Annotated in this window: 20 protein-coding genes; 4 read left to right on the top strand and 16 right to left on the bottom strand. The window is 69.6% G+C overall.

Translation table 11 applies throughout. The features are described 5' to 3' along the window. Positions 1–839, bottom strand: an 839-nt coding sequence (locus VGO20_RS14830) for a LysR family transcriptional regulator ArgP (RefSeq protein ID WP_327503142.1), incomplete at its 3' end; no start/stop codon positions are given. A 91-nt stretch (positions 840–930) separates the two neighbouring features. On the opposite strand from VGO20_RS14830, the gene VGO20_RS14825 reads away from it, so the two are divergent. After that, entirely contained in the window at positions 931–1536 is a 606-nt protein-coding gene (locus VGO20_RS14825; protein ID WP_327503141.1) for a LysE/ArgO family amino acid transporter, read from the top strand. Between the two features lie 15 nt (positions 1537–1551). Here the strand turns inward: VGO20_RS14825 and VGO20_RS14820 are convergent, their stop codons facing one another. Further along, entirely contained in the window at positions 1552–1773 is a 222-nt protein-coding gene (locus tag VGO20_RS14820) for a hypothetical protein (RefSeq protein WP_327503140.1), read from the bottom strand. Positions 1774–1955: 182 nt separating this feature from the next. Between VGO20_RS14820 and VGO20_RS14815 the strand changes: the two genes are divergently transcribed. Beyond that, the gene (locus VGO20_RS14815; protein ID WP_327503139.1) at positions 1956–2756 is read left to right on the top strand and encodes an alpha/beta fold hydrolase; all 801 of its coding nucleotides are present in this window, start codon (positions 1956–1958) and stop codon (positions 2754–2756) included. An 18-nt stretch (positions 2757–2774) separates the two neighbouring features. Here the strand turns inward: VGO20_RS14815 and VGO20_RS14810 are convergent, their stop codons facing one another. From VGO20_RS14810 to VGO20_RS14750, 13 genes are all read right to left on the bottom strand, one after another. Next, positions 2775–3428: an MSMEG_1061 family FMN-dependent PPOX-type flavoprotein gene (locus VGO20_RS14810; RefSeq protein WP_327503138.1), complete on the bottom strand. Its 654-nt coding sequence runs from the start codon at positions 3426–3428 to the stop codon at positions 2775–2777. A gap of 29 nt (positions 3429–3457) precedes the next feature. After that, positions 3458–3835, bottom strand: a complete 378-nt coding sequence (locus VGO20_RS14805; RefSeq protein WP_327503137.1) for a nuclear transport factor 2 family protein — start codon at positions 3833–3835, stop codon at positions 3458–3460. Between the two features lie 15 nt (positions 3836–3850). Then, positions 3851–4792: a DMT family transporter gene (locus VGO20_RS14800; protein WP_327503136.1), complete on the bottom strand. Its 942-nt coding sequence runs from the start codon at positions 4790–4792 to the stop codon at positions 3851–3853. Beyond that, a complete protein-coding gene (locus tag VGO20_RS14795) occupies positions 4789–5505 on the bottom strand; it encodes a gamma-glutamylcyclotransferase (RefSeq protein WP_327503135.1) in 717 nt (238 codons plus the stop codon). The genes VGO20_RS14800 and VGO20_RS14795 overlap by 4 nt, the downstream gene beginning before the upstream one ends. Positions 5506–5518: 13 nt before the next feature. Further along, positions 5519–5944, bottom strand: coding sequence for a RidA family protein (locus tag VGO20_RS14790; RefSeq protein WP_327503134.1), 426 nt, complete (start codon positions 5942–5944; stop codon positions 5519–5521). 64 nt (positions 5945–6008) lie between these two features. Next, positions 6009–6497: a GNAT family N-acetyltransferase gene (locus VGO20_RS14785; protein ID WP_327503133.1), complete on the bottom strand. Its 489-nt coding sequence runs from the start codon at positions 6495–6497 to the stop codon at positions 6009–6011. A gap of 43 nt (positions 6498–6540) precedes the next feature. Continuing rightward, positions 6541–7173 carry a glutathione S-transferase family protein gene (locus VGO20_RS14780; protein ID WP_327503132.1) on the bottom strand — a complete coding sequence of 211 codons (633 nt, stop codon included), beginning with the start codon at positions 7171–7173 and terminating at the stop codon, positions 6541–6543. Further along, positions 7170–9020: an FAD/NAD(P)-binding protein gene (locus VGO20_RS14775; RefSeq protein WP_327503131.1), complete on the bottom strand. Its 1851-nt coding sequence runs from the start codon at positions 9018–9020 to the stop codon at positions 7170–7172. The genes VGO20_RS14780 and VGO20_RS14775 overlap by 4 nt, the downstream gene beginning before the upstream one ends. Next, positions 9017–10822 carry an NAD(P)/FAD-dependent oxidoreductase gene (locus VGO20_RS14770; RefSeq protein ID WP_327503130.1) on the bottom strand — a complete coding sequence of 602 codons (1806 nt, stop codon included), beginning with the start codon at positions 10820–10822 and terminating at the stop codon, positions 9017–9019. Before VGO20_RS14770 ends, VGO20_RS14775 begins: the two co-directional genes overlap by 4 nt. A gap of 515 nt (positions 10823–11337) precedes the next feature. Next, positions 11338–12243, bottom strand: coding sequence for a DMT family transporter (locus VGO20_RS14765; protein WP_327503129.1), 906 nt, complete (start codon positions 12241–12243; stop codon positions 11338–11340). A gap of 31 nt (positions 12244–12274) precedes the next feature. Beyond that, positions 12275–13288 (bottom strand): TauD/TfdA family dioxygenase, encoded by a 1014-nt coding sequence (locus VGO20_RS14760; protein ID WP_327503128.1) that lies wholly within the window; start codon positions 13286–13288, stop codon positions 12275–12277. Positions 13289–13770: 482 nt separating this feature from the next. Further along, positions 13771–14937: an acetylornithine transaminase gene (locus tag VGO20_RS14755; RefSeq protein ID WP_327503143.1), complete on the bottom strand. Its 1167-nt coding sequence runs from the start codon at positions 14935–14937 to the stop codon at positions 13771–13773. 99 nt (positions 14938–15036) lie between these two features. Continuing rightward, positions 15037–15597 (bottom strand): sugar O-acetyltransferase, encoded by a 561-nt coding sequence (locus VGO20_RS14750; RefSeq protein ID WP_327503127.1) that lies wholly within the window; start codon positions 15595–15597, stop codon positions 15037–15039. A 265-nt stretch (positions 15598–15862) separates the two neighbouring features. Here VGO20_RS14750 and VGO20_RS14745 point away from each other — a divergent pair, with 265 nt between their 5' ends. Together VGO20_RS14745 and VGO20_RS14740 are read left to right on the top strand one after the other, a co-directional pair. Beyond that, on the top strand, positions 15863–17632 hold the full coding sequence (locus VGO20_RS14745) for a hypothetical protein (RefSeq protein WP_327503126.1): 1770 nt from the start codon (positions 15863–15865) through the stop codon (positions 17630–17632). Continuing rightward, entirely contained in the window at positions 17629–21150 is a 3522-nt protein-coding gene (locus tag VGO20_RS14740) for a GMC oxidoreductase (RefSeq protein ID WP_327503125.1), read from the top strand. The genes VGO20_RS14745 and VGO20_RS14740 overlap by 4 nt, the downstream gene beginning before the upstream one ends. Here the strand turns inward: VGO20_RS14740 and VGO20_RS14735 are convergent. Then, positions 21138–22589, bottom strand: a complete 1452-nt coding sequence (locus VGO20_RS14735; RefSeq protein WP_327503124.1) for a hypothetical protein — start codon at positions 22587–22589, stop codon at positions 21138–21140. The genes VGO20_RS14740 and VGO20_RS14735 overlap by 13 nt on opposite strands. Between the last annotated feature and the right edge of the window lie 55 nt (positions 22590–22644).

Raw genomic sequence — 22644 nt, 5'->3', positions numbered from 1 at the left:
GTGAGGTCGGCGAGCGTGCCGCTCGCGATGCGGCTGCGCTGCCAGAACAGGGAGACGTCCAGCGGCTGGCCCGGGACCAGGGGGACCAGGCTGCCGTCGCGCAGGTGCCCGGCGACGAGCGGCTCCGGGTTCATTCCCCAGCCGAGGCCGGCCCTGGCGGCATCGACGAAGGCCTGGCTCGAGGGCAGCCAATGGCTGGGGGCGTCGATCTCCGCCCCGAAGGCCTGATGCACCCACAGCGTCTGCAGCCGGTCCTTACCGTTGAAGGTCAGGCGCGGCGCGCGGGCCAGCGAGTCGCGGTCCGGGCCGCCGGGGAAATGCCTGCGGACGAAGTCCGGGCTGGCGGTCGCGACGTAGCGCAGCGCGCCGAGCGGCGTGCTGTCGCAGCCCTGCACCGGCTTGGCGCCGGCCGTCACGGCCGCCAGCACCTCGCCGCGGCGCAGCCAGTCGGCGCTGTGCTCCTGGTCGTCGAGGACGAGGTCGAACAGGCAGTCCCGGACCTCGGCCATCGCGGGGACGAACCACGTGGCGAGGCTGTCGGCGTTCACCGCGATGCGCAGCGTCACCGACGGCCCGTCCCGGCCGACGGCCGGAAACTCGCGGTCCAGCTCGCTTTCCAGCAGCGCCACCCGTTCCGCGTGCTGGCACAGGCGCCGGCCCGCCGGCGTGCCGGTGCAGGGATTGCCGCGCACCACCAGGATCGCCCCCGTCCGCTCCTCCAGCAGCCTTATGCGCTGGGAGACGGCCGAGGGCGTGACGTGGAGCTGGCGCGCGGCACGCTCGAAGCTGCCGGTGCGCAGGACCGCGGCCAGGGCGCCGAGCAGGGCGTAGTCGAGCACGGATTAGCGTTCCTTAACCAGGGCAAGAAAGCTTAACTACTCTAATGGCGGCGGGCGTGCTAGCGGAAGCATGTTCGCAACGGGGTGGCCCATGACGTCCGCTTTCCTGCCCGGCTTCCTGCTCGGCCTCAGCCTGATCGTCGCGATCGGGGCGCAGAACGCCTTCGTGCTGCGCCAGGGCCTGCGCGGCGAGCACATCCTGGCGATCTGCCTGGCCTGCGCGGTGTCGGACGCGCTGCTGATCCTGGCGGGAGTCGCCGGCTTCGCCCAGGCCGCCCGCTGGCTGCCCTGGCTCGAGACCGCGATGCGGTATGCGGGCGCGGCTTTCCTGCTGGTCTACGGCCTGCGCAGCTTCCGGGCGGCGGCCCGCTCCGGCGACGCGCTGGTCCCGGCGGCCGGCCTTCCCGCCGGCCTCGGCCCGACGCTGGCGACCTGCCTGGCGCTGACCTGGCTGAACCCGCATGTCTACCTGGACACGGTGGTGCTGGTCGGGTCCGTGTCCACGCAGTTCGAGGCGGAGAAGGGCGCCTTCGCGCTGGGCGCGATGACGGCGTCCTTCGCGTTCTTCTTCTCGCTCGGCTACGGCGCGCGCCTGCTGCGGCCGGTCTTCGGACGGCCCGGCGCGTGGCGGGTGCTGGAGGCGGCGATCGGCGCCGTCATGTGCGCGATCGCCGCGACGCTGGTGCTGGGCGCCTGACCGGCCCGCTTCCCTCTACCCGGCCGCGCGCCGCACGCCGCGCAGCCGCGCGACATGGGGCAGCGCGAACAGGTACAGGCCGGAGAGCAGGAGCAGGACCAGCGGGAACAGCGCCAGCAGCCCCACCCACGGGGCGGGTTCCCCCTGCCCCATGGCGGCGAGGTTGGCGATCACGGCCAGGGTGAAGGCGATGGACAGCCAGCGATGGATCCGGCGGACCCAGGCGTTCCAGTTCAATGAGACCTCCTTCGAAGACGGCGCCCGGGACCGATAACCCCGCGGCTATACGTTGACTCATAACCACGGAGTTATGGTTCCGTCAAGCGGAGCCGTGGAGCGGCCCGGATCGTCCGGACTGGCGTCCCGCGCGCCGCCGGTGCATAACCGCCGTCCCGAACTGCGACGATCGCGACAGGCCGATGCCCGAGACCAGCCCCGTGAACGTGGAAGAGGCGGAATGGACGATCCCGGTGGAGGACGGCCGCCTGTTCGCCAAGACCTGGACGCCGCAAGCCCCCGGGGCGGAGCGGGCGGCGCCGGTCCTGCTGTTCCACGACAGCCTCGGCTGCGTGGCGTTGTGGCGCGGGTTCCCCGCGCGCCTCGCCTCAGCGACGGGGCGGCGCGTCATCGCCTATGACCGTCTCGGCTTCGGCCGCTCGGACCCGCATCCGGGGCGGGTCGGGTCCGGCTTCGTCGCCCGGGAGGCCGGCCACGCGGTCCCGGCGCTGTGCGAACGGCTCCGCATCTCGGACTTCGTCGCCTGCGGGCACAGCGTCGGCGGCGGCATGGCGATCGAGACGGCGGCCCGGTTCCCGGCGCGGTGCCGGGCCCTCGTCACGATCGCCGCCCAGACCTTCGCCGAGGACAGGACGCTTGCGGGCATCCGCGCCGCGCGAGGCGAGTTCCAGGACCCCGCGAACCTCGCGAGGCTGGCGAAGTACCACGGCGACAAGGCCCGCTGGGTCGTGGACGCCTGGACCGAGACCTGGCTCTCGCCCGATTTCGCGCAGTGGACGCTGGAGCCCGCCCTGGCGGCCATCCGCTGCCCGGTGCTCGCGATCCATGGCGACCGGGACGAATACGGGTCCGAAATCCATCCCCGGCGCATCGCCGCGGGACGGGGAACCGCGCACATCCTTCCCGATACCGGGCACGTGCCGCACCGCGAGCGCGAGGACGCGGTCGTCGGGATGATCGGGCGCTTCCTCGCCGAGGCCTGAGCCACGGGGCCGCCGGCGTCAGTAGAAGTTGAGCTTGTAGTTGGCGTCGACCTTCGCGGCGATCTCGTCGAGCCGCTCGCGCCCGCGGATCTGGTCGGCCGTGATCTCCGCCAGCGAGGGGAAGGCGCCGCGCTCCGCCCGGTGGTCGTCCTCCCAGAGGCGGGAGCGGATCGCCGCCTTGCCGCAATGGAAGAACGCCTCCTTCACGTCGACGACGACGACCAGCTTCGGCTCCCTGCCCTGGGCGCTGCAGGCCGCGCGCAACGCGGGCTCGTCGCAGACCGTCGCCTCGCCGTTGACCCGGAAGCATTCGCGCAGCCCCGGGACCAGGAACAGCAGGGCCACCGAGGGCCATGCCAGGATGTTGTGGAACGTGTCGAGGCGGTTGTTGCCGGGCCTGTCGGGGAGCACGAGGCGCGTATCGTCGAGAACCCTGACGAAGCCGGGAGCATCCCCCCTAGGGCTGACGTCGAGGCCGCGCGACGGGTCGCCCGACGCCAGCAGGAGGAACGGCGACAGCTCGACGAAGCGGCGGCCGTGGGCGTCCAGCCGGTCGAGCTGGCGCCGGACGACGTGGTCGCCCGGCCCCTCGAACCGGGCGCGGAGGTCCTGCGCGTCCGTGACGCGCGACAGCGCCGCCGTGGGCAGGGCCGCGATTTCCGTCCAGTCCATCGATAGCCCCCTGGAACCGTGCCCGCCGATCAGTCCGCGAGCGGCCTGAACGAGAAGACCTTGGCCATGATCCGCCAGCGCCCGTCCACGCGGAGCAGGCTCAGATAGTCGGTGAACAGCTTGGCGTTGATCGACAGCTCGACCTTGGCCATCGCCGTGGTGGGCGAGGCCACGTCGAGCATCAGCACCCTGTCGTGCCGGGGAGCGCCCCGGCTGGCGCCGCTCTCCCGCCTGGCCACGCTGGCCAGCACCTTCGGCAGGTCGTCGTCGTCCAGCGCGCCGTCGATGATGCACACCAGATGGCACGACGGATGGAAGACCGACTGCAGCTTGCCGGCGTCGCACTCGTACCAGCCGTCGAAATAGGTCTGCAGCAGGTGCTGTATCTCGGAGATGCGTTCGTCCATGTTCCTTGTCCTCGATCAGTTCCGGTCGGTGTCCCGCGCCTGCTCGGCCGCCCCCCGCCCGCCCGGCTTGTGGCCGTGGCGCGCAACGTAGGAGGCGGACGCGACGATGACGAGCGACCCGGTTATGGTCCAGACGTCGGGATAGTTGGAGAAGAGGAAGACGCCGTAGAGGACGGCGTAGAGAAGCTGCACGTATTCGAAGTTCACCATCGCCGTCGTGTCGCCGATCGTGAAGCCGCGCAGCATCAGGGTCTGCGCCGTGACGCCCAGCACGCCGATCGCGGCCAGCATGCCGAGCTGCGTCCACGACAGCGGCTGCCACACCGCGAGCGCCGGGCCGATCGCGATGCAGGTCGACAGCACCCCGAACCAGAACATCACCGTCCAGTACGGCTCGCTGCGGCCGAGCTTCGCGATCATGACGACGACCAGCGCCATGAAGACGGCGGCCAGCAGGGCCACGACCGCGGCCGGCTCGATCCCGAAGCCCGGCCGCAGCAGGATCAGGGCCCCGACGAAGCCGAGGCAGATCGGGATCGTCCGGCTCCGGTAGATCCGCTCGCCGAGCACGAAGTGGGCGAACACCACCACGAAGAACGCCTTCGTGAAGCCGTAGGCGGTGACGTCCGCGAGCGGCAGATGGATCGCCGCATAGAAGGTGCAGTACATCGCGCCCATGCCGAAGACGGCACGCAGCACGTGGCCGAAGCGATGCCGCGTCCGCAGGGCCGGGAGGCCCTGGTGGAGGGCGAAGGGGATGATGACCAGGAAGCCGAAGAACACCCGGAAGAAGGCGATCTGGAACGCGTGAAGCTCGCCGCCGATCACCTTCACGAGCATGTTCACCGACGTGAAGCCGATCCCGGACAGCAGCACCAGGACGGCGCCGCGCGCGTTGGGGGGCAGCGTCCGCCACCGGGCGCCGATGGGCCCGGCGATGCCGGCGGTCGCGGTCACGGCTCCAGTCCCCGCCGCACTCGGTAGCCGCGGACCTTCGAGGCGATGCCGGTCAGGTAGGGATCGTCGATGCCGAGTGCCTCGAGGCATTCCACGGTCTCGTAGAGATAGGCCCTGTTCGTCCCGCTCTGCCCTTCCGCCATCGCCAGGCGCGCGACCAGCTCGCTTTCCGGCAGGTCGATGTAGCGGCTGTGCGCGCGGTCGCTCACGAAGGTCAGGACGGCCCGGGCCTCTCCGCCGACCTCGGCCTCGATCCATTCCGGGAGGTAGGCGCCGCTCGGCATCTCGCGGCGCCACAAGATGGTCAGCTCGTCCTGCAGCAGCTCCTCGGCGATGCGATGCGCGACGCCGTGGATCTCCCCGCCCTCGTCGAGGCCGAGCATGGCGCCGGGGACCTCGGGGGAGCCGCGCCCGTAGCGCTGGTCGAGGCAGAAGCGGCGCCGGTAGCCGGTAATCCTCGCGGGCCGGCTCTCGGCGACGTGCATCGCCGGGTTCCACATCAGCGACCCGAAGCCGAAGACCCAGACATCCGTCCCGGCCGGCCGCCGCGCCAGCGTGTCGCGCAGGCTCGCCTCGCGCTCGGCCTGCGTCGTCACCCGGAACCCCGCGCGCAGGGCCAGCTCCGCGAAGCGCTGTATCCGCTCCTCGGTGAAGTCCTCGCGCTTCAGGGACGGCGGCGCCCCCCCGGGAGGATGCATAGGTCGCGTGGTCATGGGAAGGTCCCCGTCACTGCGCCGCGGCGACGGCTTCGATCTCGATCAGGAAGTCGGGCCGGGCCAGGGCCGAGACGACCAGCATGGTGACGGAGGGCGGATCGTCGGTCGCCCAGCGCCCGCGCCGCATCTCCGCCAGCTTCGGCGCGTCCTCGGTCCGGACGAGGAAGTAGCTGAGCTTCACGATGTCGGATCTGGTCATGCCGGCATCGGCGAGCAGCCGCTCGACATTGTCCATCGCGTTCGCGCACTGGCCCTCGAAGTCGGCCGGGATGCCGCCCTGCGGGTCGACGCCGAACTGCCCGGAGATGAAGAGCGTGCGGACGTTGGAACGCACCTCGCAGGCATGGGAGTAGATGGCGCGCAACGGCTCCGGGACCGTCCAGACGGTGGCGGGATTGCGGGCGGTGCCGGCCTTGCCGGGGGCGTTCGTCGTCATGTCGTCTTCCAGTCGTGGTCTTCAAGGTGGCCGGCCTGGAGGCCGGCGGTGGAGCGCCGCGGCGTCACAGAGCCTTGGCCATGAAGATGCGGGAGTAGCCGTCGACGACGGCGCGCTCCCGAACGGCGTAGCCGAGCGCCTCGTAATAGGGGACGTTCTCCGACATCGCCTCGTTCGTCCAGAGATGGATGCGCGCCAAGCCGTGCCCGAGCGCCTGGTCCTCGGCGAAGGCCATGAACACGCGGCCGATCCCTTTGCCCTGGAATTGCGGAAGGACGACGAGGTTGCGCAGCAGGAGATGGTCCTCGCGCGGGATCAGCGTGACCATGGCCACGACCGCGCCGTCCTGCTCCCAGACATGGGTGAACCCCTCGGCGACGACCTTGTCGTAGTCGTAGAACAGCGGCGAAGGCTTCTTCGCCATGCGCGGCACGTATTTCGCGTAGGCCGCGTGGGCGATCGCCTCGCAGGCCCGGGCGTCCCCGGGACGCGCCGGCCTGATCCGGTCGCGGCGCATGTCCGCGCCCGGCCGCGTCATCGTCTCGTCGCTCATCGATCCCCGTCCCGCATGTCCAGACCCGTCCCCGCGCCGCCGGTCAGGCGGCCAGCGCCTTGCGTACCGCCGGGCGCGCCGCCACGCGCTCCGCCCAGCCCAGAAGCGGGCCGAAGCCGCCGGCGGCCTCCAGCAGGGGGCGCCGGATGTTGACCACCGGGAACAGGGCGATGTCGGCGATGGAGAACGCCCCGCACAGGTAGCCGTCCGCCGCGGACGACGATGCCGTTTGCGCCAGATGCGCGTCGATGGTGCGCATCAGGCCGATGAACCGCCCGGCGAGATAGGTCTTCGCGCCCTCGCCGAGATCCGGCACGTTGTTCGTCAGGTAGAGCAGCCACTGGCTGAGCGGCTGGGCATCGGTGATCGCGGTCATGAACCAGCGCTGCACCTCGGCGCGCGCCGCCGTCTCCGCCGGGATGAACCGCCCGCTGGTCTCCGCGCAGAACAGGACGATGGCGGCGGACTGGGTCAGCACCAGCGGGGCGTCGGCGCCGGCCGGGCGGTGGACCAGCACGGGAAGTGCCCCCAGCGGGTTCAGGGCGAGCAGTTCCGGCGTCTTGTGCGCGTCGTTCGCGAGGTCCAGCTTGTGGGGCGTGTAGGAAAGACCGCACTCCTCCAGCGCGAGGAGGGCGCGCAGGGAGTTGCCGGATTTGGAGAAGTAGAGGTCGTTCACGCGGTGCTCCTGTGCTGATGCGGCGCGGCGGCGCGCGAGAAGAGCCGGCCGACGCAGGCCTCGGCGTCCTCGAACGCGCGCCGACGGCTTCCGGGCGACGGGATGTAGTGGTTGAAGTAGCGCGCGCCCTCGACGAGGGGGCCGAGGGCGAGCAGGCCCGGCTCGATCGTGCCGTCGCGCCGGATGCAGTGCGCGTGCTCGCCGACGTCGATGCCGGCGGCATGCGCGCCGCGGTTGGTGAAGGCGCGCACCCGGCCGGAATCGCGCAGCGCCGCGATCAGGCGCGAGCTGGTGTCCTCGACCAGGGGAGGCGGCAGATAGCCGGCCACGACGTGGTCCACGGCCCAGGAGGCGGGCTCGGCCAGCGTCGTGGAGTCCACCCGCCAGCCGCCGCGCGCATGGTCGCGCAGCAGCCGCGGGGCCGAGCCGAAGGGCATCGAGACGATCCCGGCATCGATCAGGGCCATCAGCTCCTCGCCGCGCCGCAGCGGCGGGCCGACGATCACCCGGTTGATCATGCTGGCGATGCGCCCGTAGAAGTCGCCGTGCGAGGACGGGTCCAGCCTGCCGTAATCGACGCAGGCGCGGATCGCGTTGCGCAGCACGCGGAGCATCTCGTCCGCGGCCTTGCGGGGGCTTGCCGCCTCGCCGCGCCCGCAGTCGGCCAGATCCTCGGCCAGCAGCCCGACCATCGCGTCCTGGTAGGCGGCGCTGTCCGCGCAGCGCTCCTCATGCACCCCGAAACACCGCCGGCGCGGGTCGTATCGCCCGTAGCCGGCCTCGGCCGCCTCGACCGCCTGCTCGAACAGGCCGGCGTCCCAGGCCGCGCGCAGCCGGTCGCGAAGGTCGTGGGCCGCCGCCTCGCCCTCGGCCAGCAGGACGTGGCGCTCGGCATGGACGGCGCGCATCTCCGCGCACAGCATCGGCATCACCGAGCGGTGCAGGTCGACGCCGTCGCCGCGGTCCGCCGCGAGGACGGCGCGCACGGCCTCGTCGGTCACGATGATCGGCCGGTAGGGCGCGGCGCGGTCCAGCCCGGTCGCGGGACGGCAGCGGAACAGCGAACCGTTGCGCGAGAACAGCGCGATCCTCGGCTCCGCCCCGCCGGCGACGTAGCGCAGGCGGCCGCCGGGAGACCGGCGCACGAAGGCCCCGCCGCGTCCCGTCGTCAACGCCGTGAGGACGTCGACCGCGACCAGCCCCATGCCAGCGATCGCCACCGTCCCACCGGCGCCGACGCGCTCGTCGAGCCGCGTCGTGGGATAGGGCGCGAGGAAGCCTTCGGGATAGGCGCCGGCTCCCGGCGCCGTGTGGCCGATGGTCAGGAACACGCAGTCGGCGCCCACCGCCCGGCCGTCCTCGGCCAGGACCAGCTCGCCCCCTTCCGGGTCCGGGACGACGTCGACGGCCTCGACGGGATGCAGGACGATGCGCAGGTCGGCCGGCGCGCGGCGCAGGAGCTGGCCGTAGACCCATTCCAGGTAGCCGCCCAGCAGGCGCCGCGGCAGGAAGTCGTTCGGCTCGACCGGGCGAAGGTGCCGGGCCCCGGCCGTGGGGCCGGGCTCGGCGACCTGGTGGCCCGAGCGGCGGCACCACGCGAAGAAATCGAGCTGCTCCACGCCATCGGAAGGCGGGGCGTCGCCGAACAGGCTGACCTGGCCGCAGGGCGTGTTCAGCAGAAGGTAGTCCGGCAGGTCGGGCGCATGGACGCCGGCGCCGGGCGTCGCAGGCTCGAAGACGTCCACCCGCACGGGGCCGGCATGCTCCCCGCGGAGCATGCGCGCGACGATCCTGTCGAGGACGCACAGGCCCCACGGCCCCAGGCCGACGATCGCGATCCGCATCATGCCGCCCCGACCTCCGCGAAGTTCGCGAAGCGCCGCGGATGGTAGAGCGCGTGCATGGGATGGGATTCGCCCTGCAGCGCGAGGCGGACCGCCCTGGCGACGCTGGGGGACTGCGCGAAGCCGCCGGTGTTGTGGCCGCCGGTCACGACCACCTTCCCCCCGCCGCCGGCCGGCAGCGTCTCGAAGATGCCGAGGCCGTCCGGCGTCCATGGCCGGATGCAGTACGTCATGTCCTCCGGCAGCCCGCCCGCGGCGCGGGTCCGCTCGAACTTGGACGGGAAGTACTGCGCCGCCGTCTCGAGGACGGCCTTCCCGAGCTCCGCCAGCAATGCGCGGTCCGGATCGCGGTTGTGGATGCCGATATAGCCGTGCCCGGAGCTGAGATGGATCACGCGCCTTCCGTCGCAATCGGTCCCGGCGATGACGTTCGCCCCCTCCGCCGCCCCGCTCGACGCGAAGCCCGAGCGCGAGATCTTGAGCGGCAGGTCGAGATAGGGAGGGTGGTCGAGCAGCGTCAGCCACATCCCGATCACCGGGGCGACCGACCCGGCGGAGCCCAGCTCGCGCAGGAGGTGGTGGGAATAGGCGCCGCTGGAGAACACGTAGTGGTCGCAGGCCAGCTCCGCGTCGCCGCACCGTATCGCGGCGACGCGCCCGCCAGCGTCGCGGACGACGCCCGTCACGGCGCTGTCGTACATGAAGCGCGCGCCGCGCGCCTCGGCGATGCGGACCAGCCGGCAGCCGAGCTTGTGGATGTTGATGGAGAACCCGCTCACCTCCAGCGCGCCGGCGACGTGCCCGCCGCGCACCGCCTCGTCCAGCGACGGGAACTCGGCACCCAGCGCGCCGGGGTCGAGTTCGCGGACCACGGAGCCGAGCGCCCGCTCGTTGACCAGGGCGCGCGCGTACTTCTCGGCGGTCGCGTAGAGGCGCAGCAGCCCGTCATGCAGGCCGACGTCGGCGAACAGCTCCGGCTGTTCCTCGAGGCAGGCGCGCCACGACCGCCAGCTCTCGACGTTGAAGGAGATGATGTCGCCGTTGTATCGCGCCGCCAGCCATGGCGGCACGCGGGCGAAGGCGTCGATCCAGCGCGCGTCGGCCGGCTCGAGCCGCGCCGGGTCGGCGGAAAGCCACCCGCCGTCGGAAATGCCCCGCCAGAACTGGACGTTCGTCCCCTGGTCGACGTCGAGGCCGCGGAGATGATGGTGGCGGCTTTCGTTGAACGAGAAGATGCGGGCGTCGCAACCGCCGAAGGTGCAGCCGTGCCGGCGCGAGGCGGTGTCCTTGCGCGGGTCGGGGCCGGCTTCGACGACCGTCACGGCAAAGCCGTGGTTCAGCAGTTCGAACGCCGTCATCAGGTTGACGATCCCGGCGCCGACGATCGCGACGGAGGGGGCTCCGCGCGAGGCGGGAAAGCCGGCGGCGGGCGAGGCGGAAAGCCCGGCGAGGTCCGCCGTCGCCCGCGCCTCGGCGCACAGCAGCGCTCCCAGCTCGCCCCCGCCTTCGGGCACGACCGACACCCGCAGCCGCGGCAGTCCCGCGTAGGCCGGCACCGAACCCCCCTCCTGCGTCAGCAAGATCAGGTCCGGGACGGCATCCGGCCCGAACGTGTCATGCCACCGCCGCAGGGTGTCTTGCGAAGGAGGAACGCGGACGATCAGGCAGTCCGGCCTCAATTCGGCAAGCTCGCTGGCGACTATCCGCTCGGACTTCCGTTCGAGGTCCGGCCTGTACACGATGTTGCCGGCGGCAACGTTCGCGTAATCGATCGCCTTCAACTCGGATGCGATCATTATCTTCATGGGAACCCGACTCCCTGCCGCGGCCGGAGTACGAAGCTCCGCCTTCGAGACGTGAGACGCGACTTTCCGGGTCGGAACGCGGCCTCGAGACGCCGGCCGGCCATAGGTCCGCGCCGCGCGCAGGCGCGTCCTCGGCCCCGACTCCACCAACACCGCTCTCCCCGCCCGATTCGGCCCGCAACAACATTATATTATTGTTGCAATATCTTATGAATTTTCCGTAACAAGCTATGCCATGCATAACAGGTTACGTCAAGGATGACGAATATCCCGACAACCAGAAAGCCGTACCGCCGACCGGCAAAAGGCAATCAAGTGCATCGTCAAATGAAATATTATTTATAATTCACGGCGCAAGCGGCGCCTGCGCCGCTTGCAGGCGGCACGATCTTCAGGAGCAGGAAGGCGCAGGAAGGCGGGCGCTCGCCGGCGGCAGGCCGGCCGCCGGTCCGTGGCGCATGCGGGTACCGCGCGGCGGCGGCCACCCGCCAGGGGCCGGAGGTCGCGTCACGGCGTCAGCTCGCCGCCTCCAGGCCCGCAATCTCCTGTCTTTCCCGACGAAGCCTCGCCCTGTCGTCCTTCAGCGAAAGGAGAAAGTGGGCGCCGAGCAACGCGAAGAGCAGCCCGCCTCCAAGAAGCGTCAGGGCCGGCGGCTGCTCCTTGAGGACGAGCCAGACGAAGAACGGTCCCAGCACCATCTCCAGCAGAAGGAACGCATTCAGTTCCGGAGCCGAGATGAAGCGCGGCGCGACGGCAATCAGGCCGAAAGAAAGAGGAATGACACCGAAGCACAGGATCGCGAGCCATACGGCGTCCTTCTGTTCCGGGATCAGGGACGGGGACGAGGCGAGCGCGATCAGCGCGGTGATCAGGCCACTCACGACCATGGCGGGAACCATGCTCACCGATCGGCCGCGGCGCATGTAGACGATTGCCATGGCAAGGCATATGGCATTGGCGAGAGCGGCAAAATCACCCAGGAAGTTCATCTGCCCGATGCCTCCCGAGACGATGAGGCTGACGCAGCCGACCGCCAGGACGGACACGATCCAAGTCCGCCGCGTAACCGCCTCGCCGAGCAGGGTATAGGTCATCACCGCACCGATGAGCGGTCCTATGCTGATGATGGCGAGGGTGTTGGCGACGTGGGTGAGGTTGAGGGAAACGATGAAAAATATGCTGCTTCCCGAAAAGAATACCGCAGCGACTATGCCGTCGCTCGGCAAATTTCTCACCATCGAGAACGCAGAACCTCCATAGCGAATAAGCATATACAGGAACAGAATCGACGATAGCCCAATCCCTCTCCAGAACAGGAGAGGAAGGCTATCCATCGATATTATACGAACAAGCAGACTGTCGGGGCTCAATATGAGCACCGACAGCGCAGCGATCGAAAATCCCTTCAACTTTTCCATCATGGAATCCTTAGTTTCGAACGCGACTTACGAGCTACACCAAGACTCTCGATGTCGCGTCCTGACGGAAAGCAAGGGACTTACGCAGATCAGCCATCACGTTCACTCTACGCAGCCACCGCTGCTTTGGGCCGTAGTCCGGGTCGTACACCGACCGGCCATGCGCCGTGCGATGGTTGTCGACGATCAGGAGGTCCCCCGGCCGGAGGACCAGTTCCAGCTTGCAGTCGTCAAGCCCTTTGTAGAGGGCATCGAGTGCAAGCTCCGCCTCGACGTCTCCCTCCGCCGCCCGCATGAAAGCCTGATCGACGCAGAAAGTGGTCACGCCCCCCTCCTCCACCAGGGCCGGAACGGGTCGGGGATTCTTGAACATCTCGTAGACGTGGGCAAACCTGTCGTTCTCCACGCCCCAATGCTGACTTTCGTTGTTCTCCGGGAAGTGGGACTTGTCAGGCTCTATGTAGAAACGCCGCTCGTGCAGTACCGATACCGTCGCTTCGTCGAGGGAAAGATCTTCAACGCAAGCAAGATGCGTGACGGCCCGCTCCGAATTCCGGTAGCACATGATGGAGATGTAGTCGGCCCGACAAGGATGGAAAGCTTCCTCCGTGTGCCACAGCAAGTCGACCGCGCTGCTCGTGCCGAGTTGTTCGTGCTTATCCTTCTCCATCGGAACTATGTGGCGAAGATAGCGGCCGTTCTCCTGAGTGCGCCAGCCGAATATCTCGCCCAAGCTGCTCGTGAGAAGGCATTGAATGATCTCCTGGCGCTTGTAGGGGACGTCACCCCAGGGCGCATCCCAGGTGGATGGGCTCGGGCCGATGGCCTCGTCCTCAAGAGGAATCCCCCGGATCAAAAGATAACCTCGGTCCTGGCGCAGGCTGCGCAGAGGATAAAGCGCCTGCCTGACCGCCTTCGGCAAATCTCCATGCGTGACTGCACATTCGTCCGCAAATGTTCCGGTCTCAACGCTAGAGTAGTGTCGCGCGAGCGCATCCGCCAAATTACAGATGTCTGCCGCGTCGTCGGCACTTAACTCCAGTATCATTGTTCCTCCCGCTCGCATGACTCAGTCCTGTAACTAAATTGCTATATTTCGGATATTTTATTGCCCTTCTTAGAAGCAACCTATGGCATGCTGGTCATGTTTCGTCAAGAACGAAAAATATCCTGACCCAACGCAAGAAATTGCGACAATTATCGGGCACGACCGACGACATCTTTGCTTGGATACTCCGTCCTACCTCATGACGGAGACGGTGCCTGTACTACTTTCGTGCGGCGGAGTTTTCGGCAGACGGCCGCATCGGCGTCGGATGCGGCGAGCCGGGTGGAGCCCGGACGGGATCGGGGATCGCCGGCGGCGCGCCAGGGACGGGGCCGGAATGAAAATGTCGGCAGCCCGGGCGGAAGAGATGAAGCCATCCCTCCGCCCGCCAGCAAGCTGCTGGTCCGGGCCTACGGCGTGCCCGCCGACGGCCGGCCGAGGTCGAGCCCGGCCGGCGCCGCGCGGGAGAACGGACGCAGCCGTTACCGCACGGAAGCGATGATCGGTTCCAGTATGGCGACCATCTCGTCGATTTCCGCCGTCGACACGGTCAGGGCCGGCATGAACCGGAGGGTGTCGGGGCGCGGCGCGTTCAGCAGCAGACCGGCGTCGAACGCGCGCTTGGCCACCTCCGACGAAACGGGCTTGCCGAGGTCGAGGGCGAGCAGGAGGCCGGCGCCGCGCACGCCGCCGAGCCCGTGGCGCCGGCCCAGGGCTTCGAGGGCGTCGACGAGATGGCGCCCCTTGTCCCTGACGCCGGCCAGGAACCCGTCCTCGGCGACGCGCCGGGCCACGGCGAGGCCGACCGCGCACATCAGCGGGTTGCCGCTGTAGGTGCCGCCCTGGTCGCCGTGCTGGAAGCAGCTCGCATGCGACTGCGCCAGCACCGCGCCGAGCGGCACGCCGCCGCCGATGCCCTTGCCCAGGGTCATGATGTCCGGCTCGATCCCGGCATGCTCGTAGGCGAACAGGGCCCCGGTCCGCCCGATGCCGGTCTGCACCTCGTCGAGGATCAGCAACAGTCCCTTGTCGCGGGTCAGCGTCCGCAGGTCCTGGAGGAAGCGCGCGGTCGCCGGGACGACGCCCGCCTCCCCCTGGATCGGCTCCAGCATCACCGCGACCGTCTTGTCGGTGATCGCGGCGAGGACCGAATCGATGTCGTTGAGGCGCGCCTTCGGGAAGCCGGGGACCTTCGGCTCGAACAGGGGGGCGAAGGCCGGCTTGCCGGACGCGGACATCGTCGCCAGCGTGCGGCCGTGGAAGCCGCCGTCGAAGGTCACGATCTCGTAGGCGCCGCCGCGGTGGAGCGAGCCGTATTTGCGGGCGAGCTTGATCGCGCCCTCGTTCGCCTCGGCGCCGGAGCTGGTGAAGAAGGCCTGGTCGCAGCAGCTCTTCTCGGCGAGGAACTGCGCGAGTGCGGCGCTCTTGTCGTTGAAGAAGGCCGGGCTCGGCGAGATCAGGCGGCGGCCCTGCTCCGCCAGGACCTCGGTGATCGTGTCGGGGCAGTGGCCGAGGGCGTTCACCGCCCATCCCTGGATGAAGTCGAGATATCGGCGCCCCGAGGTGTCGAACAGCCAGGAACCCTCTCCGCGCTCGAAGATGACGGGGGGGCGGGCGGCGACGTTCATCAGCGCCGAGGTCTCTTGCATCACGTTCACTTGCGTTTCCTCGCGTTGGGCGTGCGTTCCCCATTGAAGCGCGCCGACGGCGGTACAGGTCAAGGCCCTGCCGCCGGTTTCCTTCGTCGTCTACCGGACCCTGGCGGGGTTGCCGACCACGGTCGCCCCGGACGGCACGTCGCGGGTCACGACGCTGCCGGCGCCGACCAGGGCGTCGTCGCCGATGACGACGCCGGGCAGGATGATGGCGCCGCCGCCGATCCAGACGTTGCGGCCGATGCGGACCGGGCGCCCGAACTCGAGGCCGGTCGCCCGCTGGGCGGCGTCGCGGGGATGGTCGGCGGCCAGTATCTGCACGCCCGGCCCGATCTGCGTCCCGTCGCCGATGGCGACCGCGACGACGTCCAGGATCACGCAGCCGAAGTTGAGGAACACGCCGGCGCCGAGGCTGATGTTGAAGCCGTAGTCGCAATGGAAGGGCGGACGGACGACGGTCCCCTCGCCCACGGCGGCCAGGCGTTCCAGCAGGAGCCGCCGCCGCTCCGCCGCGGGCATGGCGAGCGCCGCGTTGTACCGGACCAGCCACGCCATCGTGGCCGCCGCGTCCGCCTGCAGCCCGGGATCGGAGGCGTCGTAGAGCTCGCCCGCCAGCATCCTTTCCTTCTCGGTCCGCCCGTCCGATCCCCTCATGCCCCACGCCTCCATCGCGAACATCCCCGATACGTCCCTTCGGCGCGGCACGCCGGGAACGGGGCCGGCAACGGGGACGACGACCCGTTCAACGTAGCAGAGGCCCGGCCGGTCCACGACCGGGCAGGCAGGTCCGGAAAAGCAGGCGTGAGTTTTCGTACCGAAAGGAGGCAGCCCGGGCATCATAAGGATAGCGCGCCCCTTCGGCCCGGCTTAGACTTCACGAACAAAAATTCGGAGAGCCGAGATGCCCGTAAGGCGCCCCATGACCGGATGGTATAATCCGGTCGAACTGGTGAAGACTGGCATCCGGGTCGCGATCTCGACGGTTTTCGGCCAATTCGCGGACAAGCGGGAGGCGCTGGCCGCGACCAATGCGATCGCGGCGCAACCCTTCGACGAGAGTTTCGATTATTCGAACAAGAACAGGGACGGCGACTTCTGGTTCGACTTCGTCGCCGACACCGGGGACGGCTGGAACCCGACTTACGCGGTAGCCAGCCTGCTGGCCGAGGATTCGCTGCAGCCGGACGGCACCCCGGAGCCGCTTGCACGCGGCCGGCTGCTCGTCATGGGAGGCGACCAGGTCTATCCCACGGCATCGCGGCAGGAATACGAGGACCGGCTGTTCCATCCCTTCGAAGAGGCCTTCAAGCCGAACGGCAAGGAGAGATGGCAAAAGGAAGAACGCCCGGACCTCTACGCCCTGCCCGGCAACCACGACTGGTACGACGGCCTCCGGTCCTTCTTCCATCTGTTCTGCCGCCGCACGATCAAGTCTGCCGCCGTCGCCGGAATGGACCGGGACGGCCGCGTCATCGGCGGGCGCCAGACCAGGCAGACCCGAAGCTATTTCGCCGTGAGGCTGCGGGAGGACTGGTGGCTCTGGGGAACGGACAGCCAGCTCGAAGGCTACATAGACCAGCCGCAGATCGACTATTTCCGCCACGTCGCCAAACATTGGATGAAGCCGAAATCGAAGCTGATCCTGTGCGTCGGCGAGCCGACCTGGGCATACCTGGATCCGGACGCACCCGAGAAGAAATACAGCTCCCTCTCCTATCTCTCGCGGCTGGCCGGGGCCGAAGAGGGCATGGACCACCAGCTCATGCTGGTGCTGAGCGGCGACAGCCATCATTACGCCCGCTACCGCGAGGGCGACCTCAACTACGTCACCTGCGGCGGCGGAGGCGCCTTCCTGCACCCGACGCACCATCTGCGCGACAAGGTGTTCGACTTCGGGTATCCGCCACCCGGCGTGCCGTTCGAGGAGGAGAAGGCGCCGTACCAGCGAAGCTTCACCATCGCGAGGAAGCAGGGCGCCGAAGACGAGGAGGCCCTGTACCCGGAACGCTCCGCCTCCTGGCGGCTGACGTTCGGGAACTTCCTCTTCCCTGTCATGAACTGGGGTTTCACGCTGGTCCTCTCGGGCGCGTACCTGCTGTTCACCTGGACGCTCTACTTCAATGCCCGGGTCATCGCCGCCACCGAAGCCGGCGCCGCGTCGACCGGCCGCGGCCTCGTGCAGGCCCTCGACAGGGGCGACCTGCCGGACGCGATGCTCGTCTACTGGCAGATCGCCCTCGCCTCCCCCTGGCCCATCCTGCTCACGCTGGCCGCTCTCGGCGGCTACTACTATTTCGCGGACGTGGAGAAGGGCTGGGGCCGGCTGCTCATGGGCGGGCTGCACGCCCTGCTCCAGGCCGTGGTCGTGACCGCGACCACCTGCCTCGTCCTGCGCGCCCTGGACGACGCGCACATCGCCGTGGCGATCGTCGCGGCGGCCGTGGTTTCCGGGCTGGCGTCGGCGCTGACGTTCGGCGCCTATCTCTGGTTCAGCCTGGCGGTACTGCACCGGCACTGGAACGAAGCCTTCTCGTCCCTGCGCATCGAGGGCTTCAAGTCGTTCCTGCGCCTGAAGATCGACCGCGACGGCGTGCTCACGGTCCATCCGCTCGGCCTGCGCCGGCCGGGAGACCGCCCTCACCTCATCGAAAAGCCATTCTCGATCCCCCCGCGAGGAGTCCGGCCATGAAGCGCCTCTCGAAGACCCTCTCCCAGCTCGATGCCAAATACGATGCGATCGTCGTCGGGTCCGGCTACGGCGGCGGGGCCGCGGCCTCGCGGCTGGCCCGGATGGGCCTGCGGGTCGCGGTCCTGGAGCGCGGCGAGGAGCTGGTCCCGGGCGAGTATCCCGACAATGCCGCCGAGGCCGCCGCCCAGGCGCAGATGGAGGGCGAGGCCGGGCGGATCGGCCCGCGCACCGCGCTGTTCGACCTGCGCGTCGGGAGAGACATCAACGTGCTCGTCGGCTGCGGCCTGGGCGGCACCTCGCTGATCAATGCCAACGTGTCGCTGGAGGCCGACCCGCGCGTCTTCGACGACCCGGCCTGGCCGGCCGGCCTGCGCACATACCTGGACGAAGGCTACGCGCGGGCCCGCGCGATGCTGAAGCCGCGGCCCTACCCGGCGGGACAGCCGGGTTTCCCGATGGTCAACAAGCTGCGCGCGATGGACGCCGCCGCGAAGGCGCTGGGGGTGGACCTGCGGCTGCCGCCGATCAACGTCGCCTTCGAGGAGGGGTACAACCCCGCCGGCGTGTGGCAGCCGGCCTGCAATCTCTGCGGGGACTGCTGCTCGGGATGCAACACCGGGGCCAAGAGCACGACCTTGATGAACTACCTGCCCGACGCGGCGGCGTTCGGGGCGGAGATCTTCTGCGGCCTGCGCGTGCGCCACGTCAGCAGGAGGGCGGCCGGCGGCTGGAACGTCCACTACGTGCCCCAGGGGCTGGGCCGCGAGAGGTTCGACGCCGAGGAGCCGGTGGTCTGCGCCGACATCGTCGTGCTCGCCGCCGGGACGCTGGGGTCGACCGAGATCCTGCTGCGCTCGCGCGAGCGCGGGCTGGCGCTGTCGGACCGTCTCGGAAAGGGGTTCAGCGGCAACGGCGACGTGCTCGCCTTCGGCTACAACAACGAGCACCCCGTCGACGGCGTCGGCTTCGGCGAGGCGGCACGCACCTACGATTTCCGCCGCGACGCCAGGCGCCCGGTCGGGCCGACCATCACCGGCCTGATCGACCTGCGCGAGACCGGGGACCTGGAGAAGGGCATCGTGATCGAGGAAGGCGCGATCCCCGGCGGCATCGCCACCTTCCTGCCCGGCATCATGGCGGCGGCGACCACCGTGCTGGGCGACGACACCGGCCGGGGCGACCGGTTCGAGGAGAAGGCGCGGGAGGTCGAAAGCCTGGTCCGGGGCCCCTATCGCGGCGCCGTCAACCACACCCAGACCTTCCTCGTCATGTCCCAGGACGGCGGCGACGGCGAGATGAGGCTCGACGGCGACCGCCTCGCGGTCGAGTGGCCGGGGGTCGGCCGCAAGGACACGTTCGGGCACGTGGCCGCGAAGGTGCGGGACGCGGTCGCCGCGACCGGCGGCACCTACGTGCCCAACCCGGTCTGGAGCGAGGTCTTCGAGCACGACCTCGTCACCGTCCACCCGCTGGGCGGCTGCGCGATGGGCGAGGACGCGGCGAGCGGCGTCGTGGACGCGGACTGCCGCGTCTACGCCGGCGGCACGGGGACCGAGGTCCACCCCGGCCTCATGGTGTGCGACGGATCGGTGATGCCGCGCCCGCTCGGCGTCAACCCGCTGCTCACCATCACCGCGGTGACGGAGCGGGCGATGATCAGTCTCGCCGAGGCGCAGGGACGCATCATCGACATGACGCCGGCGCCGCGCCAACCGCGCGAGGCGGCGGGTCCGGCGACCATCGGCATCCGCTTCACCGAGAAGATGGGCGGCACCCTCATGCCGGTGGCAGGTGGGGTGGGAGGCGGCTCCCCGGTCCCGGCCCATTTCGTCGTCACCGTGGTGGCACCGGACGCCGACCGCCTCCTGAACGAGGAGGCGCACGAGGCGGACCTGATCGGCACCTTCCACCTGCCGGCCCTGTCCGACGCGCCGCTCACCGTGACCGGCGGGCGGTTCAACCTGTTCACCCGGACGGTCGACCGGACGCTGACCAAGCAGATGGAATACCGCATGCCGCTCACGGCGCAGGACGGGAGCCGCTACTTCGTCCATGGCCGCAAGCTGATCCACGACGATCCGGCCTTCGACCTCTGGGCCGACACGACCACCCTGTTCGTCGAGGTCCACGCCGGGCCGGACGACAGCGGGCCGCCGATCTACGGCGGCACGCTGACCATCGACCCCAGGGACTTCGCGCGCCAGCTCACGACGATGGCGGTGACCGACGCGCCGACCCTGCTGAAGCGCGTCGACACGATCCGCAAGTTCAGCCTGTTCTTCGCCGGCCAGCTTTTCGACACCTATGCCGGAGCGGCAGCCGGGCAGGAAGCCGGGCCGGCAGCCAAGCCAGCAGAGGGACCGGCCGCCGGACCGATCGTGATCGTGGCGCCCGAAGGGCCGCAAGCCCGCCTGTCGGCCTTCCCGCCGATCTTCGGCGTGCGCCGGGCGCTCACCTGCCCGCCGCTGGAGCGGATCGACTTCCCAGCGCGCGACGGCGCCCGCCTGTGCCTCCACCGCACCAGCGGCGGCGACCGCGGGCCGGTGCTGCTCGCCCCGGGCACGGCGATGACGGCGCTCAGCTACTGCGTCGACACGGTGCCCCAGAACCTGGTGGAGTACCTGGTCGCCGAAGGCTTCGACGTCTGGCTGTTCGACTGGCGGACGAGCCCGCTGCTGGACGCGCGCCGGCAGCCCTATACCCTGGACGACGTGGCGCGGTTCGACTGGCCGGCCGCGGTGGACGAGGTCAGGCGGAGGACCGGGCGCGACCAGGTCGCGGTGCTGGCCCATTGCCTGTCGGCGCCCTCCTTCCTGCTCTCGCTGCTGCGCGGGCACGTCGAACCGGCCGCGATCCGCGCGCTGGTGGCGAGCCAGGTGGCGCTCCATCTCCGCTTCACGCCGCCGGGCACCGCGAAGATCAGGCTGCACCTCGACAAGCTGCTTCCGCGCCGCCAGATGGTCCACCAGCGCCCGCAGGATGCGCGCTTCCACCTGTCCGACCTCGCCGCTTCGTTCCTGGCCCGCATCCTTCCCAAGAGCTTCTCGTGCGACAACGGGGCCTGCTACCGGCACGTGGCGACGTTCGGCGAGCTGGTGCTGCACGGCCGCATCAACGACGCGACCCATGCGCTGATGGGCGAGCTCGTGCCGGAATGCCTGACCGCCTTCCTGAAGGACGTGGCGGTCCAGGGGCGGCGGGACAGCATCCTCACCGACGAGGACCTGCGCCATCTCGACCGGCTGAAGCTGCCGATCCACTTCATCTCGGGAAGCGAGAACCGGATGTTCATCCCCAGGAGCACGCAGGACAGCCACCGCCTGCTGTCCGAGGCGAACGGGCCGTCATACTACCGCCGCACCGTCTATCCGGGGTTCGGCCATCTCGACTGCTATCTCGGCGACGCCGCCGCCGCCGAGATCTGGCCGGACCTGGCGGCGTCGCTCGATCCGCGGACGGAGGCGACCGGCCCGGAGGCGACCGGCCCGGAGGCGGCCGCCGCCCTTCAGCCCTCCTGATGCCAGCGCCGGTCGTGGCCGGCCTGGTTGCGCCATAGATAGGGGTCGAAGAAGCGCTCGTAGTATTCGAGTTCGAGGTGGTGGCACTGCACCCAGAAGCCCGGGGTGTAGAAGGCGTCGATATGGGCGGGGAAGCGGCCGTAGGTCTCGTAGATGTAGCGGCAGATGTCCTTGGCGTAGCGGATCGCCTCCGGCGGATGGCGGTTCTGCAGCTTCAGGTACGTCTCCGCGTCGGCGGCGTTCCTGTAGGCCCGGGCGAGCAGCGTGGGGTCGGTGAAGATCCCGTCCGGGCCGTACTTCTCCTCGATGACGCGGTCGACCGCCTCGTCCATGCTGGCGACGTAGGGCGGGCACAGCCCCTCCAGCAGCCCGTCGATGCCGACGGGGTTGTGCTGGGAAGCCGGGATCGGGGCCCAGGGCGCCCCCTTCTTCGGGCTGGTGTGGCGGAAGCCCAGCCCCTTCCAGCCCTTCGCCGTGTCCCGCTGGAGCACGTAGGCGGGCCAGATCGAGCCGTGCCCCCAAATCCCGATCCCCATCGCCTGCCCGATCAGCATCAGGTTCTGAAGCAGGAAATAGATCTCGTAGTCGGTGCGCAGCGCGTAGCCGGCGCCGAGCGGCACCACGTTGTCGGGGTTGACGAAGCCGCCGGTCGCGCGGTCCACCCCGCCGATGGGCTGGTAGGGGATCTTGGGGGCGAGGCCCAGATGCCCGGCGACCCAGGCCTTCCAGTCCGCCCAGCTACGGGGGCGGAAGCGCTGCCAGTCGTCGACCACGATCGGCCGCTGCCCGTCGGGCTCGGACAGGACGATCAGCAGGATGTTGATGTACTGCCGGGTGCAGTCGACGACCGGGAGGAAGATCGTCGAGCCCGGGACGTTGGAGAACTGCTTGTTCCAGCCGATGTAGAAGGGAAAGACTCGCGGGAACTCGAGCCGGTCCTCGTGCACCCGGACCTTGACCGCGGCGGCGGCCCGCAGCCAGTCCTCCTCGCTCCAGTCGCTCCACGAGCGCGGCAGCGAATCGACAAGCGCCGCCGCCTCCTTTCCGCGCGGCCGGCGCAGCAGCCAGACGCCCTCGTCGTTGATCATGAACAGCGACGTCGCCTGGCAATTGTCCGCGCTCGGCGCCGAGCGGGCCAGGACGTTCCAGAACATCGAGCCGAGGTCCTCGGGCGCGCCCGACGGCTTCTTCAAGGGCCCGTCATGCATCACGACGCCGGTCAGGCCGGTGCTGCAGATCAGGATCGCCTCCTCCAGGGGAGAAAGCGGGTCGGGCTGGTTCGCGCTGTGGTGCGACAGCGGGCCGGCCTCGATCGAGCAGCCGCGCGCGACCCGCCGGGTCCGCCGCTCGTTGATGGCCTGCAGCAGGGGATAGCTAAGCAGCGCCTCTAGACCGAGGCCGTGGGCCACGACGTGTTCCGGACCAGCCGTCTGGGACATCCCGGATCCTCCTCCAAGACAAGGATCGAATGGTAGTCCAGTAGACGGCGGACAA

The organism is Arenibaculum sp. (genome assembly GCF_035998295.1).
GTDB lineage: Bacteria > Pseudomonadota > Alphaproteobacteria > Azospirillales > Azospirillaceae > DASYHS01.
This window is presented reverse-complemented; position numbering and strand designations above follow the sequence as displayed.